At 32.4% G+C, this 15,947-nt stretch carries 7 protein-coding genes; 6 read left to right on the top strand and 1 reads right to left on the bottom strand.

The annotated features are described in order from the left end of the window. Window positions 1-200 precede the first annotated feature (200 nt). Both RH81_RS15265 and RH81_RS15270 read left to right on the top strand, forming a co-directional pair. Window positions 201-833: an OmpW/AlkL family protein gene (locus RH81_RS15265; RefSeq protein WP_033961921.1), complete on the top strand. Its 633-nt coding sequence runs from the start codon at window positions 201-203 to the stop codon at window positions 831-833. Between the two features lie 326 nt (window positions 834-1,159). Next, entirely contained in the window at window positions 1,160-1,819 is a 660-nt protein-coding gene (locus tag RH81_RS15270) for an OmpW/AlkL family protein (RefSeq protein WP_033961922.1), read from the top strand. Window positions 1,820-2,032: 213 nt separating this feature from the next. On the opposite strand, the gene clpB is transcribed toward RH81_RS15270, so the two are convergent. Beyond that, window positions 2,033-4,642 (bottom strand): ATP-dependent chaperone ClpB, encoded by a 2,610-nt coding sequence (gene clpB, locus RH81_RS15275; RefSeq protein WP_033961925.1) that lies wholly within the window; start codon window positions 4,640-4,642, stop codon window positions 2,033-2,035. 207 nt (window positions 4,643-4,849) lie between these two features. Between clpB and ytxJ the strand changes: the two genes are divergently transcribed. The 4 genes from ytxJ (at window position 4,850) to RH81_RS15295 (ending at window position 15,931) form a co-directional block, all read left to right on the top strand. Then, window positions 4,850-5,233, top strand: coding sequence for a bacillithiol system redox-active protein YtxJ (gene ytxJ / locus RH81_RS15280; protein WP_033961928.1), 384 nt, complete (start codon window positions 4,850-4,852; stop codon window positions 5,231-5,233). 75 nt (window positions 5,234-5,308) lie between these two features. Beyond that, on the top strand, window positions 5,309-8,179 hold the full coding sequence (locus RH81_RS16650; protein WP_052172588.1) for an ELWxxDGT repeat protein: 2,871 nt from the start codon (window positions 5,309-5,311) through the stop codon (window positions 8,177-8,179). Between the two features lie 266 nt (window positions 8,180-8,445). Then, window positions 8,446-11,763 carry a CHAT domain-containing protein gene (locus RH81_RS15290; RefSeq protein ID WP_081988359.1) on the top strand — a complete coding sequence of 1,106 codons (3,318 nt, stop codon included), beginning with the start codon at window positions 8,446-8,448 and terminating at the stop codon, window positions 11,761-11,763. A gap of 205 nt (window positions 11,764-11,968) precedes the next feature. Next, window positions 11,969-15,931, top strand: coding sequence for a hypothetical protein (locus tag RH81_RS15295; RefSeq protein ID WP_152604849.1), 3,963 nt, complete (start codon window positions 11,969-11,971; stop codon window positions 15,929-15,931). Window positions 15,932-15,947 lie beyond the last annotated feature (16 nt).

Here is a 15,947-nt window from a genome sequence, read left to right on the forward strand (position 1 = left end):
ACCTATTGCGATTTTAGGTTATTTTGATAGATAGTCCTTCGGGTTTACTTTCGATATTCAACTTGCAATTTTCTTAATTTCAACAGTTTAAATTAATTAATAAAATCTGATAAAATCATAGTTATCAAACAATGATATTTATCAGTATTTAATGGTATTATGTGCAATATTTTTGCATTAAATAATAAAACATATATATCATGAAAAAAATAATTTTTAGTGCAATTTTAGCTTGCTTATTTGTCTTTAACACTCAAGCCCAAGACGAACCAACTTCTAACGATGAAACAACATCTAATGAAGATTATAGTAAATGGCAAATTCGTTTCAGAATTCTTTCGGTAATTCCTTCGCCTAGTGATGATATCGATGGAGTAGATGTTGATATTTCTACAACATTTACACCTGAATTTGATTTCACGTACTTTTTTAATAAAAATATTGCTGCAGAATTAATATTAGCTACTTCTAAACATGATGTGGAAATTGAAAATGGAGCAGATTTAGGACACGTTTGGTTATTACCTCCAACTCTAAATTTACAATATCATTTCTATGCCGATGATTTTAAACCTTATGTAGGTGCAGGTATTAACTATACTATTTTTTATGGTGTAGACGGTGGAGATTTAGATGATATTGATTATGATAGTGCAGTTGGTTTCTCATTACAAGCTGGTGTAGATTATAATTTAAATGAAAAATGGTTTTTAAACCTTGACGTTAAAAAGCTATTCCTTGAAACTGACGTAACGCCTAAAGGCGCATCAGAAAGCTCTAAAGTAGGAATTGATCCATTAATTGTTGGATTTGGATTAGGGATGAAATTCTAATCACGTCCTAGATTAAATTATCTTTAAAAAAAAGCGAGCCTATTTGGGCTCGCTTTTTTTTTAAACAAATGACAATCAGTTAACAGAAGTAACTTTAAATACCGTTTTTCTTAGCAATTTATTTACTCCATTTAAGCTTTCTAGATATTTGGGACCTATGTTGAAAGCAAGTTCATTTTTTCATTAACTATAATAGAACAATGAAATCTTGGAAAACTATATTTAATAAATTGAAAATTTCGTCAACATTTAACGGTATTTCCGCAATACTTTTGCAGTAAATATTAAATCACATATATTGCATTAAATAATAAACCGCATATATCATGAAAAAAATTATTCTTAGTGCAATTTTAGCTTGCTTATTCGTCTTTAACACTCAAGCTCAAGATGAAACAACAACTAATGATGATACAACAACTAATGATGAGGCAGCTCTTGATGGAACTTATAATAAATGGCAGGCTCGTTTTAGAGTGATAGCAGTGGCGCCTGAGCCTTATTTCTATGATAATGTTAATGGATTTGATCCTGATTTTTCTACTTCATTTGCTCCGGAAATAGATATTACTTACTTTTTAAGTAAAAACATATCTCTTGAATTGATGCTAACAACTTCTAAGCATGATGTTGAAGTTGAAGGAGGAATAGATTTAGGATCTGTTTCGATATTACCACCAACCCTTAGTATGCAATACCATTTTTATGCTGATGATTTTAAACCTTATATTGGAGCTGGAATAAACTACACCATTTTCTACGGAGAAGATTCAGGTGATATAGATTCTATCTCTTATAAAAACGAGATAGGTTATGCAGTACAAGCTGGACTTGATTATAATCTAAACGACAAATGGTTTTTAAATTTAGATTTCAAAAAAATGTTTATAAAGTCGGAAGTAACTCCTAATAATGATTCTACTTCAAAAGCTGAAGTGAATCTTGATCCAATAATTATGGGATTAGGAATTGGAATGAAATTCTAATTGCATACTAGAGTAATTTATCATTAAAAAAACGAGCCTAATTTGGTTCGTTTTTTTTGTTTCAAATGCAAATAAATTTGATGCATTATTAATTTAGATATCTATTTGTAAAAAAAGAAAAGCAACGCTTATTTTATTTCTAAAATTCACGTTGCTTTTCAACTAACCAACCACTATAAAGACTGTTATTCTGATGATTTGTTACAGCAAATTTTAAATTTCTTCAGAAACAAAACTCGCTTCGTTTCTAAATACTAGTTTATCATCAAAGGCATCTAGTAATATAATACTATCTGTTGTTATTTTTCCTGATAGAATTTCTTTACTTAAAGCATTTAAGACTTCTTTCTGAATGACTCTTTTTACAGGTCGTGCTCCATATTCAGGGTTATACCCTTTTACGGCCAAATATTCTATAGCCTCTGGCGTTGCATCAAATGTGATGCCTTGTTTGCCGATCATTTTCTGTACACCTTTTAATTGTAATCCAACAATAGCTTTAATGTCAGTTCTACTTAAAGGAGTGAACATAATCGTGTCATCAATTCGGTTTAAAAATTCTGGTCGAACATTTTGTTTTAATAAGGCTAAAACATCAACTTTTGCAGCTTCCATTGCTGAATCAATATCTTTTGTTGCTTCAAAACGTTCTTGTATAATATGGCTTCCCATATTTGAGGTCATGATTATTATGGTATTTTTAAAATCGGCTACACGACCTTTATTGTCTGTTAATCTACCTTCATCCAACACTTGTAATAATATATTAAAAGTATCAGGATGTGCTTTTTCAATTTCATCGAGAAGAACTACCGAATATGGTTTGTTTCTAACCGCTTCAGTTAATTGTCCGCCTTCATCATAACCAATATATCCTGGAGGAGCACCAACTAATCGACTGACACTGTGACTTTCTTGAAACTCACTCATATCAATTCTGGTCATGGCATTTTCGTCGTCAAACAAGTATTCAGCTAAAGCTTTTGCTAATTCTGTTTTACCAACACCAGTGGTTCCTAAAAACAAAAAGGTGCCAACTGGTTTCTGTGGGTTTTGTAATCCTGCTCTTGAGCGTCTTACAGCATCACTAACAGCAACTATCGCTTCTTCTTGTCCAACAACACGTTTGTGTAACTCATCTTCTAATTTTAGAAGTTTATCACGTTCACTCTGTAGCATTTTTGTTACAGGAATTCCTGTCCATTTGGCTACTACTTCAGCAATGTCATCATAAGTAACCTCCTCTTTAATTAGAGAACTTTCACTTTGATTATCTTGTAATTCTTTTTGAAAGGATTCTAATTGTTCTTGAGCTTCTTTAATCTTTCCGTAGCGAATTTCAGCTACTTTGCCATAATCTCCTTCACGTTCAGCGCGTTCAGCTTCAAGTTTATAATCTTCTATATTTGATTTCGTACTTTGAATATTATCTACAACTTCTTTTTCGCTTTTCCATTTGGCATTAAGCTCGTTGCGTTCTTCTTTTAGATTTGCTAAATCAGCACGTAAGGATTTTAGTTTTATTTCATCTTTTTCGCGCTTGATGGCCTCAATCTCAATTTCCAGCTGCATTACTTTTCTGTCCAAAACATCTAACTCTTCTGGTTTTGAATTGATTTCCATACGTAACTTTGCAGCGGCTTCATCCATTAAATCAATAGCTTTATCTGGAAGAAAGCGATTTGTTATATATCGTTCTGAAAGTTCTACTGCACCAATAATCGCTTCATCTTTAATACGGACTTTGTGATGAGTCTCGTACTTTTCTTTAATTCCTCTTAAGATCGAAATTGCACTTTCGGTATCTGGTTCATTAACCATTACCTTTTGGAAACGTCGTTCGAGAGCTTTGTCTTTTTCAAAATATTTTTGATATTCATCGAGTGTCGTTGCACCAATAGCTCGTAACTCACCTCTAGCTAATGCAGGCTTTAAAATATTGGCAGCATCCATAGCACCTTGACCACCTCCAGCACCAACTAGTGTGTGAATTTCGTCAATAAATAGAACGACGTCACCTTCACTTGAAGTGACCTCTTTGATAACGGCTTTTAGTCGTTCTTCAAATTCACCTTTAAATTTAGCACCAGCAATAAGTGCTCCCATATCTAACGCATAGATTTGTTTGTCAATGAGGTTTTCTGGAATATCACCATCAATAATTCGGTGTGCTAATCCTTCGGCAATTGCTGTTTTACCTGTTCCAGGTTCTCCAACTAATATCGGGTTGTTTTTTGTTCTACGTGATAAAATTTGTAGAATTCGTCTGATTTCTTCATCACGACCAATCACAGGATCTAGTTTTCCATCTTTTGCTAATTGGTTTAAATTTTTCGCGTACTTGTTAAGTGAGTTATATGTGTCTTCCTGACTTTGAGACGTTACTCTATCACCTTTACGGAGTTCGTTAATACTGGCACTTAGAGCTTTCTCTGTCACACCTTGGTCTTTTAACATTTGAGCTATTTTGCTCTTTGATTTGAAAACAGCAAGGATTAAATGTTCTACTGATACGTAATCATCATTCATTTTTTTAGCAATGATTGAAGCTTCATTAAGTGCTTTGCCAGCATCTTTCGAAAGCATAACATCTGCACCAGAAACTTTAGCAAAACTTTCTAATTGTTTATCTAATGCCAACTTTAAAATATCAATATTGACATTCAATTTTTTTAGAATAAATGGCAATACGTTTTCATCAACTTCGAAAATAGCTTTAATAATATGTTCATTTTCTATTTGTTGATGCCCCAAGCTTTGAGCAAGTTGTTGGGCTTGCTGGATTGCCTCCTGAGATTTTATGGTATAATTATTAAAATTCATAGGTATATAATAGTATTTTTATTAGTATTTTACGATAGCATAATGTCAATAACCTTACCAATCGTGATCAGTTATAATTAAACGACAAAATGGCTGATATCGTGTGTGGTAGCGTGACTTTTCGTCAGTTTGTAAGATTGAAATAAAGATACGACTTATACAGTTGAAAGAAGTTCTGCATATTGTGTAGGATGAAAAAAGAAAACTATGGGATTTTTAAAAAACATATTTGGTTCGTCTGAACCAAAAGAAGAAAAAATACTGCCTTGGCTGCCTTTAACTGATGTGTCGCAATTAGTTGCCATAGAAAAACACTCAAAAACTAAGACGCAAGTTATTTTTAAACATTCGACGCGTTGTGGTATAAGTAGTATGGTCATGAATCAATTTGTAAGTATGTATGATTTAGATTCTAATTTAGATTTATACTATTTGGATTTATTAAGTCACAGAGATGTGTCTAATGAAGTAGGTTATAAGTTTCAAGTGATGCATCAATCACCTCAATTACTCATAGTCAAAAATGGTACTACCGTTGCACATGCGTCACATGGAGGTATTAATGAGATAGATTTAAGTAGATTTATCTAAATATACGACATTCTACGTATTTACATGACAGTCTCTTAGTTGTAGTTTTATACTATAATTTAAAATAGAGAAATCATGCGAAAAATTACACTTTTATTCCTATTTATTTGTCACTTGACTGCAGAAGCACAAGTACAACTTGTTAAAGATATATACAACTCTACTGGTAATAGTGTTAATTCGAATGCTAATAATGTATATAATGATGATGGTTTTGTTGCCGCAAATAATGGTATTTTAGGTTCAGAGCTATATGTGATTAACAATTCTAATTCTGCAATTACATTTATTAAAGACATTCGTATTGGTTGTGAATCAAGTACTCCAAGTAATTTTGTTAAACTATCTAATGGGTTATCAGTTTTTGTTGCTGATGATGGTATTATTGGTAAAGAACTTTGGGTTACTGATGGAACAGAACTAGGTACACAAGTTTTAAAGGATATTAGATTAGCTTCCTCTTCAAGTAATCCTAATGATTTTCTTTTATATAATGATGTATTATACTTTTCTGCAAATGATGGTATTAATGGTCAAGAATTGTGGCAAACAGATGGGACAATTGGAGGTACAATAATGCTTAAGGATGTATATAATGGCTCTTCCAATGGGTTTGTTAGGTATCTAACGCTTTATAATAATGAAATCTATTTTTCTGCTAATTCTTCATCTGGAACAGAACTTTGGAAAAGTGATGGAACAGAAGTTGGAACTGTTTTAGTGAAAGACATAAGAGCTGGAAGTTCTGGTAGTAACCCTTCAAATCTTACAGAAAGCAATGGGTTGCTTTTTTTTAGTGCGAATGATGGTTCTAATGGAACTGAACTATGGAAAAGTGATGGTACGACTTCAGGAACAGTAATGGTGAGAAATATTACTTCTGGAAGCGGAAGCTCTAGCATAAATTGGTTTACAAATGGAAATAACACTTTGTTTTTTAATAAATCTGGTGACTTGTGGAAAAGTGATGGTACATCTTCAGGAACTGTATTAGTAAAAGATGTTAATGGCTCAACAAATTTCTCTTTGTTTTCAAATTTAAAAGCTTTTGGAAGTAATATTTGTTTTTCTGCTAATGATGGTATAAATGGTAATGAACTATGGATAAGCGATGGAACTACAGCAGGAACTATTATTCTAAAGGATATTAATCCTAATGAAGAAAGTTCAAGCCCCAGAGGACTCTATGTTTTTAACAACGTATTATTTTTTACCGCTGAAGATATAATTAATGGTAGTGAACTTTGGGTAACCGATGGAACTGAAATTGGTACAACATTATTTAAAGATATTTTTGTTGGTAAAAGTAATAGTAGTCCTTCAAAACTTTTTGAACTTAATGGCGAATTAGTTTTTTCAGCAGATAATGGCATTTCAGGAACTGAGTTATGGAAAACTGACGGAACAGAAATGGGAACATTACTTATTTCAGATATAAATACAATTACAAAAGATAGCACACCAATCATTCACAATACTATTAATGGACATATTTATTTTTCTGCAGTTGATGGTAATTTTAATGACGAGTTATGGAAAACAGATGGCACAGAATCTGGAACAATACGATTATTTGGAACCGATAATTCTTATGGAGATCGCTATATAACTTCTGTAGAAGAAATAAATGGAAGAATAGTCTTTAATGCCAGACAGTTTCAAAATAATGATGAACTTTGGGTGAGTGATGGTATTGTAGATGACGCAGTGTTGTTAAAAGATATAAATCCTGGAGATTTAGCTGGAGCCTATGCGCCTTTAGTTAAGTTTAATAACGAACTGTATTTTACAGGAAATGATGGAATCAATGGGTTTGAGTTATGGAAAACAGATGGAACCGAGTCAGGTACAGAGATGTTTATTGATATTAGTGTTGGTAGCGGATCTTCAACAGCTAAACCAATTTTAGTTTTTAATAACGAACTTTATTTTAGTGCTTTAAGTACACTTTATAAAACAGATGGGACTGCTGGAGGAACTGTAGTTGTAAGTCCATCAAATAACTTAGTTTATCCTAGTGAATTAACAATTGTTAATGGGAACCTTTATTTTGTTGCAAATGACGGAATTAATGGAGGTGAAGTATGGAAAACCGATGGAACAGATGCTGGTACTATGATGGTAAAAGATGTAAGGTCAGGAAGCATTTCTTCTTATCCAATATATTTAAAAGAGATGAATGGTGAACTTTATTTTAGAGCAGATGATGGTACAGGAATAGAGTTATGGAAAACTGATGGTACAGAAGTAGGAACAATAATGGTTAAAAACATAAATACTTCTGGAGGTTATAATGGTTTGAGTAGTTTACATGTCTATAATAATGAATTGTATTTTAATGCCAATGACGCTTCTAATAATTACGAGTTATGGAAGACAGATGGTACTGATAGTGGTACTGTAAAAGTAAAAGAGATTAACACTAACGGTAGTTCTAACGTGTCTAAAATGCAAGTGTTTGATAATAAATTATTCTTCAGTGCTACAGATTCAGATGATGATACTGAATTATGGATTACTGATGGTACAGAAAATGGCACACAACGTTTATATGATATCTATCCTGGAATAGAGAAAAGTAGTTTCCCTTCAAGTTTAACAGTATTTAATAATGAATTATATTTTGGAGCTACTGATGGTGTATATGGTACAGAATTAAGAAAGCTTAATTCAGCTACTTTAGGAACTAACGAATTTAATAAGGCAGATTTTACTCTGAAATTGTATCCAAATCCAGCAAACTCCTACTTTTCATTGAAGAATAACAATTCAGAAAAGGTTGAAGGTGTAACTCTATATAATATAGAAGGGAAGCAATTATTAAGTTTTTCTAATGGAAACATTTTGAATAATCGTTATAACATTGGAAATTTATCAAACGGAATTTACTTAGTAGCGATAAGAACTAATCAAGGAGTAATTTCAAAACGACTAATTAAAAATTAGTAATCAAAGAAATATATTAAATTGACGATAGTGTTAGTTATAAAACAAAACTCTCAAATGGTCATCACTTGGGAGTTTTTTTGTTAGGCATATATATGCGATTATTTTTTTTGAAATTTATACGCCTGAGTTATGATTAAAAAGAAGCAACTTATTTGTCAGATTAGGATTACTTATTATATAGATGTATTTTTATAAAAGTCAAGACTATTATTCGTCAACCAATTAGAATTCCAACTCTACCTATATTTTAATTTGCAATTGTTATGATTAAGCTATTAATCACTATGACAATTACTAATTTATTTCGTGCACAACTGTTTTGTTTGTGTTTCCTATTCATATCTTGTGTTCAAGCACAGGATGAAAACCATACTTCATGGGAAGCCAGTTACAATGAAGGTTTGAAAGCATTTGAAGCTAAAGATTATGAAAACGCTAAAAAAGCTTTAATAGATGCCATTACAATATCTGAACAATTCTCTGAAACTTACAAACTAGAAAAGGCAAATACAGCTTATTATTTAGGCCAAACTTTTGCTGAATTGAACTTAAATGCTCAAGCCATTTCCTTAATTGAAGAAGCCATCCTAGTATCTAAAGACAGCACGTCTAATGATTATATAGAAAAAGCGAGGTACTTAGGCAATATCTATGATACAGAATCGCAATATAAAAAAGCACTAAAGCATTTTTTAGGCGCATTAAATGCACTAAAAATAAATGATCAAAATCAATCATTAGATTATGCAAGAGGCTTAAGTCGTGTTGGAAGTATTTACAGAATTGAAGGTGATTTTGATAAAGCAGAAATGACTTTAAAAGAAAGTCTTGCCATAATTGAAGAAACGGAAGATAAAACTCATTTAGATTACGGAACAACATTATCAAGTTTAAGTATCGTTTATAAAAAGAAAGGTTCATATAAACAAGCAGCAACAATTGCTGAAAAGGCATTAAAAACTATAAAAGATGCTGCAGGGAATAAGAGTTCAGAATATGCTTCAGCAGTAACAAATCTAACGCAAATTTATAGTGAAACAGGAGAATACGATAAGGCTATTGAAATGCAAAAAGAAGCTTTGACCTTATACGATAGCATCGGAAGAAAATCTATTAATTACGCAGGAGCTTTTTTTACATTATCTAACTTATATCATAATGTAGAAGAGTATCAGAAGGAAATACCAATTCTAAATGAAATTCAAGGCATACTTAGTGAAACGCATTCAGCTCAAGCGGCAGTTAATAATAATTTAGGGCAAGCTTATGATAGAATGGGTGATTACGAAAAAGCATTGTATTACACGCAAATAGCAATTAGTAAGACAAAGCCAGAACATTCCAGTTACGGAACAAGGCTTCAAAATCTAGCCTTTATTTATGTCAAGTTGGGAGAAATGCAAAAAGCCCTTGAAACTTATGATTTATCTAAAACCGCAATGGAAGAAAAGTTTGGTACATCTCATCCTCTATATGGTAGATTAGTCAACAATATTGGGAAGTTGCATTACACTTTAGGAAACTATACAGATGCAAAAGACAATTTTAAAGAAGCTTTAGATAATTTCTTAAATAATTTTGATGAGAACCATCCTAATTATGGTTATTATTTAAATGATTATGCAAGAACTTTATTAGCCTTAGGGCAAAGTGAAGAAGCTGTTGACCTAATGAAGAACAATCTAAAATTAGCTGAAGATAATTCAAGACGAGATACAGAAGCCTATTTTAATAGACAGTATAATCTAGCAAAAGCTTACAATAGTTTAGGTCGCTATGAAGAAGCTCTACCATTGCTTTTAAATTCAACTGAAAACTTAAAACTTAAACTAGGGAATGATCATCCAGATTATGGAAGAATGCTAAAAAGTTTAAGTGATGCCTATATTGGCTTAGGTGATTATGATAAAGCATTTCCTTTAATGGAAACTACAAATGAGGTAGTCATTAAGCAATTGGATAAGATCTTTAAATTCCGAAGTGAAACAGAGAAAAAAGCATTTCTAAAAGTAGTTACTCAAAACTTTGATGACATGCAATCTATTCCACTTTCTTCATCTGATGAAATGGATTCTTGGAATGCTTTAAACTTAAATAATCAATTAATGCTTAAGGGTTTACTTTTGAATAATTCTAAAGATGTTTTAAGTCAGTTGCAAACATTAAACGATACTGAAATTCAGTTAAAAGTTGACAATTATAATATTTTAAAACGTCAATTGGCAAAAGTTCTAAGTCAGCCATTATTAGATCGTGAAATAGATACAGATAGCCTAAAAACAGTTATTAATACTGAAGAAGCACAATTGGTAAAATTATACAGTTCAAATTTTAGTAATGAGTTAACCTTATCAAAGGACTGGAAATTATCACAAGCAGAATTAAAGAAAGATGAGATTGCTATTGAGTTTTCAAATTTTAGATACTCAAATAAAAATAAGTCAACAGATAGTATTGTTTATGTAGCATATGTTTATAAACAAAAATGGAAATATCCAAAAATGATTTCTTTGTTTGAGCAAAGTCAATTGGAAGCTATTCTAAAAAGCACAAACCCAAACAAACTATATAAGTCTCAAGATTTATATGATTTAATTTGGAGTCCAATTCAAAAGCTTACAGATAATAACTCTACAGTCTATTTCTCACCAAGCGGATTGTTAAATCAAATTCAATTTGCTGCAATTTCTAAGACCAATGATTTTTCAATTGGTCAACTCTATAATTTAGTACAATTAAGTAGTACAGCAATTTTAGCAAGTAAACCTACAGAACCAATCTCTGATAGCACTTTATTTATTGGAGGCATTGATTATGAATATTCTGAAACAGCATCAAATACAAGTTTAAACGAAGACTATGCCTATTTAGATACAGAAACTCTAAGAAACACTAAAGCAACACGAAGTAGAGGTGAGACTTGGACGTATTTGGAAGGAACACTTGTGGAGATTAATAATTTGCAATCAATATTTAAGACTTATAATAAGGACTACTTTGTGCTTTCAGAATCGGAAGCAACAGAGACTAATTTAAAAAAATTAAGCGGAAATTCTCCAAACGTAATTCATATTGCGACACACGGCTTTTTTTATGAAAATTTAGAATCAGATTATTCCAACCAATTTAATTTAAGTACTGAAGATCAATACCGACTGGCTGAAGACCCTTTATTGCGTTCAGGACTCATATTGGCTGGTGCTAATTACGCCTGGAAAAACGGAAGCAATCCAAATGAAGTGGATGATGGTATTCTTTCGGCATTAGAAATTTCTAATATGGATTTATCTAATACAGATATTGTTGTATTAAGTGCTTGTGAAACGGGCTTAGGTGACATAGATGGGAGTGAAGGTGTGTATGGTTTGCAACGTGCTTTTAAAATGGCAGGAGTCGATATTATTGTAATGAGTTTATGGCAAGTACCAGATGCTGAAACAGCTGAGTTTATGAACCTTTTCTATGAAAATTGGATGAGAGATAGTCAGGTTAGAAAAGCGTTTACGATTGCACAACGAACTATGCAAGAAAAGTATCAAGATGAACCACTCAAATGGGCCGCATTTGTATTATTTGAATAAGGTCTAAAATTCTGTTTTTCAGCAGCTTAGTTGAGTTTATGAACATTAAAAAGTTCATGTTATTTTGTAGGAACAGTTTATTTTAATATATTTAATACCCTTATATTTTGAATTGGAGCTTAATAAGCAATCAATTTAAGTAATTTAATAGCACGAGTCCCATTTTACTGAATTCTTAATCATGTATGGTTTAAAACCAATCAACATGATAATACGTGCTATAGATTATATGTCCTTGACTATAATTTCAAAAAATATTAAATGCTTTTTAATAGCTTCTATTCTTTTAGTAAGCTTTAATTTAAAAGCACAAATCACGTCATTTCCATATACTGAAGATTTTGAAAGCGGATCAGCAGGTTGGTTTGCTCAAGGAAATACATCTTGGGAATTAGGAATTCCTTCTACACCCATCATAAATTCTCCTGCATCTGGATCTAATGCTTGGGTTACCAATTTAAATGGTAATTATTTAAACGTTGAGGATGGATGGTTACAAAGTCCAGTATTTGATTTTTCAGCATTATCAATCCCTGAAATTCAATTTGCCATTTGGTGGAATTGCGAAGAACTTTACGATGGTGTCGTTCTACAGTCTTCGGTGAATTCTGGTTCAACCTGGGAAAGGGTAGGTAATTATGGTGATTTTAATTGGTATACTCATCAGTTAATTGATGCAAATCCTGGAGGTCAAGGTGAAGGTTGGAGTGGGCATGAAGAAAATTTTACTGGTTCTGGAGGTTGGAATATAGTTGCTCAAGGATTGCCAAATCTGATTGGTCAATCTAATGTGATATTTCGTTTAGCCTTTGGGACAGATGTATCTGTCACAGACGAAGGCATTGGTTTTGATTTAATAAAAATATATGATGGTGACTGTAATGCTGGTGATGATCAAAACCTCGCAGAATGTTATTCTAATGCAGATATTATCAATTTGAATGATTTTTTAAGTTTTGATGCGTCTACAACTGGCTCATGGAATGTTGTTGATGGAGTGGCTGTAATTAGTGGCAATGAAGTTGACATGGTTAATGTTGACGCTGGAAATTATATTTTTGAATATAGTGTTACAAATGAAAGCTGTACAGATTATGCATATATTTTTATAACTATTGAGAAATCTCTCGATGCTGGAGAAGATGGAGATCTTACTACGTGTTCTGCATTTACCAATGACGATTTATTTAATGCACTTAATGGATCTCCAGATTTAGGTGGTGTTTGGACGCAAGTATCCTTTGAGAATCCAATTGCATTCATGTATACACATGCTTCAACAGGATCTTGTTCAGAAAGTACCGCAATAGTTACTATTTTCTCTATTCTATCTATTGATGCTAGTGAAGGTACAGAAGCTGAGCCATGTTATATTTTTGAAACTGTAAGTTTAAATGACTATCTACCTGATACTATTCCTGTGACAGGTGGTACTTGGACGTTTAGACCATCAACTGAAGAGCCAGATCAGGATGTGCCTATTTCTGAAGGTGATGATGTTGATTTTCCAGATACTGGAGCAGGACAAGTTGCATATAGTTTTGATTATGGTGTCACAGAAGATTGTATTAATTTTACGTATGACCTTACTGTTAATGTAACTATTGACCCTTTTCCATATGCTGGAGAAGACAAAACAATTACCTTTTATTGCTATAATTATGTACCTATCAATCTGAATCAACTTGTTGAACCTAACCTTATCTCTACGCATATTACTAATTGGGAAAGCTTAGATGGTTTAACAGTTCAAGAAACTGGTGAGGTGAATTTCCCAGATAATGGACTAGGTCAATTTTTATATACGTTTAATTATACCTTAACAAATTCTTGTGGACAAGAAGACACTTCTGAATTAGTAATTTATTTAGATTTACTTGAACAAGCAATCTCTATTCCAGATAGTGAATTTGAACGTTATCTTATCGATGATGGTATAGATAGTAATCCAATTCCAAATGGTGAAATAGCACTTTCAGATATTTGTGGAGTGAGCTTTTTAGGAATAGACGTATACAATATTTCTAATTTTGAGGGTATCCAATTTTTCACAGATCTTACTGATTTTTATATGGCTGATAATAACGCAGCATTTATAGATGTAATAGATTTTAGTGGAAACCCCTTATTAGAAGATATTGAAATTTATATTTCCCCAAACTTTACAGGACTTGATATTAATGAGAATTTAGCTTTACAGAACTTAAGAATTTATGATATAAGCAATGCTCTGATTACAGTTGACCTTTCTAATAATTATAATTTAAAGTTTCTGAATCTTGAGAACACAGGGTTAAATAGCATTGATGTATCAAACAATTTATTACTAACAGATGTGTTTGTTTTATATAATCCTATTAACGAAATTGATGTATCAGGTTTAGTAAACCTTAGAACTCTTCATACGTCTAACACTCAAATCGAGTTTTTAGACTTGTCTAACAATACTCAACTAAACACTGTTTTTGCTGTTAACGGAGTACTAACTTCAGTAAATGTTCAAAATGGGTTTAATGAAAATTTAGATTTACTCCGTTTAACTAATAACCCAAACCTAAATTGTATTTTGGTTGATGATGTCGCTAATGCTGAAACCGAACCAGGTTGGACAAAAGACGCAACAGCAACATATGCTGAATCTTCTATTAGTATTGATATTGAAGCGCAAAATGAATCCTCTAGTTTTTATGTGTCTTCGGATTTCCCTGTAAATTTAGATTTAGATGCTTTTAATAATTGGTTAAACTCAAATGGTGGTGCAGTGGCTTCATCTGGTTGTGGCAATGTCACTTGGTCGTATTCATATGATGTCAGTTACAGTGATAGTGAAAATACTGTTACATATATAACCACATTTGTAGCAAACGATGGACTTGAATCTGTTGTAACAATTGGGACGTTTACTTTTGAAAATGTTTTAGTTACTGCTGGTAGCGATTTTATTTTTCAATCTGATGCTGGAATTAATGGTGGAACTCGTTGTGGAAATGACGATTTTAGCCTTGGAATAATAGATGGTTTTTACATTTTTTATGATGGTACTGATGCTACTTATGAGTTTGTGCAGACCGCTGGACCTCCAGGAACAGCGTTTACAGCTTCAATTGTAGATTTTCCCGATACAGGAGCTGGACAGTTTCTATATTCTTTTGATTTTAATAGAGAGTTAGATGTGAGTTTCCCAGGGATAGAATTACAATTATTTGATCAAGCTATAGTAACTTTTTGGGTGGTTGTACCATTTGATGTTGGAGAAGATGGAACTTTAGAAGTTTGTGAAGGTCAAGATGTTACACTTGATGATTTGTATAATGCTTTAGAAGGCACACCAGATTTAGAAGGAAGTAATTTCGATATGGAAGATCTATGGACTCCGTCAGTATATCAAGGTCCAAGAGAATATACTTTTGATTTTTCACAAGTAGCACCTGATTGTAATTTTGGTTCTTCTATAGTTACTGTAAGTGAAACGCCTTGTGCTAGTACAGAATTGAATCTAAAGGTCTTTTTAGAAGGTGCGTATGATACAAATACTGGACTTATGAGAGATGATATGAGAAGTTCAGGTATTTTGCCAACAACTAGTCCTTATGTTGATGCTAAAAGCTGTGATATTTCAGTTTTTAATGTAACAGGAAGTAGCGCTATTGTGGACTGGATTTGGCTTGAATTAAGAGATATCACTGATCAAACATTAGTAATCGAATCTAGATCTGCCTTCTTAAGAGCAGATGGAACAGTCGTTGATGTTGATGGTGTTTCTCCTTTATTTATTGATGTTCCAGAGAACGACTATTACCTTATGTTAAGTCATAGAAATCATTTAGGTGTGCTTACTCTTGATTCATATACTTTCGACGGAACGACATTGAATATAGATTTAACGACTTCTAATCTTTCAGTACAAGGTGGGAATAATGCCATTGCTAGCTTTAGTGATGGTACATTCGGACTTTATGCTGGAGACTTTAATGGCGACGGACAAATTCAGAATACAGATAGAAATGGAGTCACGCCGTTACGAGGAATTAGTGGCTACAATAACGCAGATATTAATTTAAATGGACAAGTGCAAAATAGCGATATCAATGGAATCCTTACACCCAATATTGGAAAAGGAGAACAGTTTATGAGTCGAAACCTTTTTGCACCACGTCGTCAAAACTAATTTTAAAACCAACCCA

Source organism: Psychroserpens jangbogonensis (genome assembly GCF_000797465.1).
In the GTDB taxonomy this organism is placed as follows: domain Bacteria; phylum Bacteroidota; class Bacteroidia; order Flavobacteriales; family Flavobacteriaceae; genus Psychroserpens; species Psychroserpens jangbogonensis.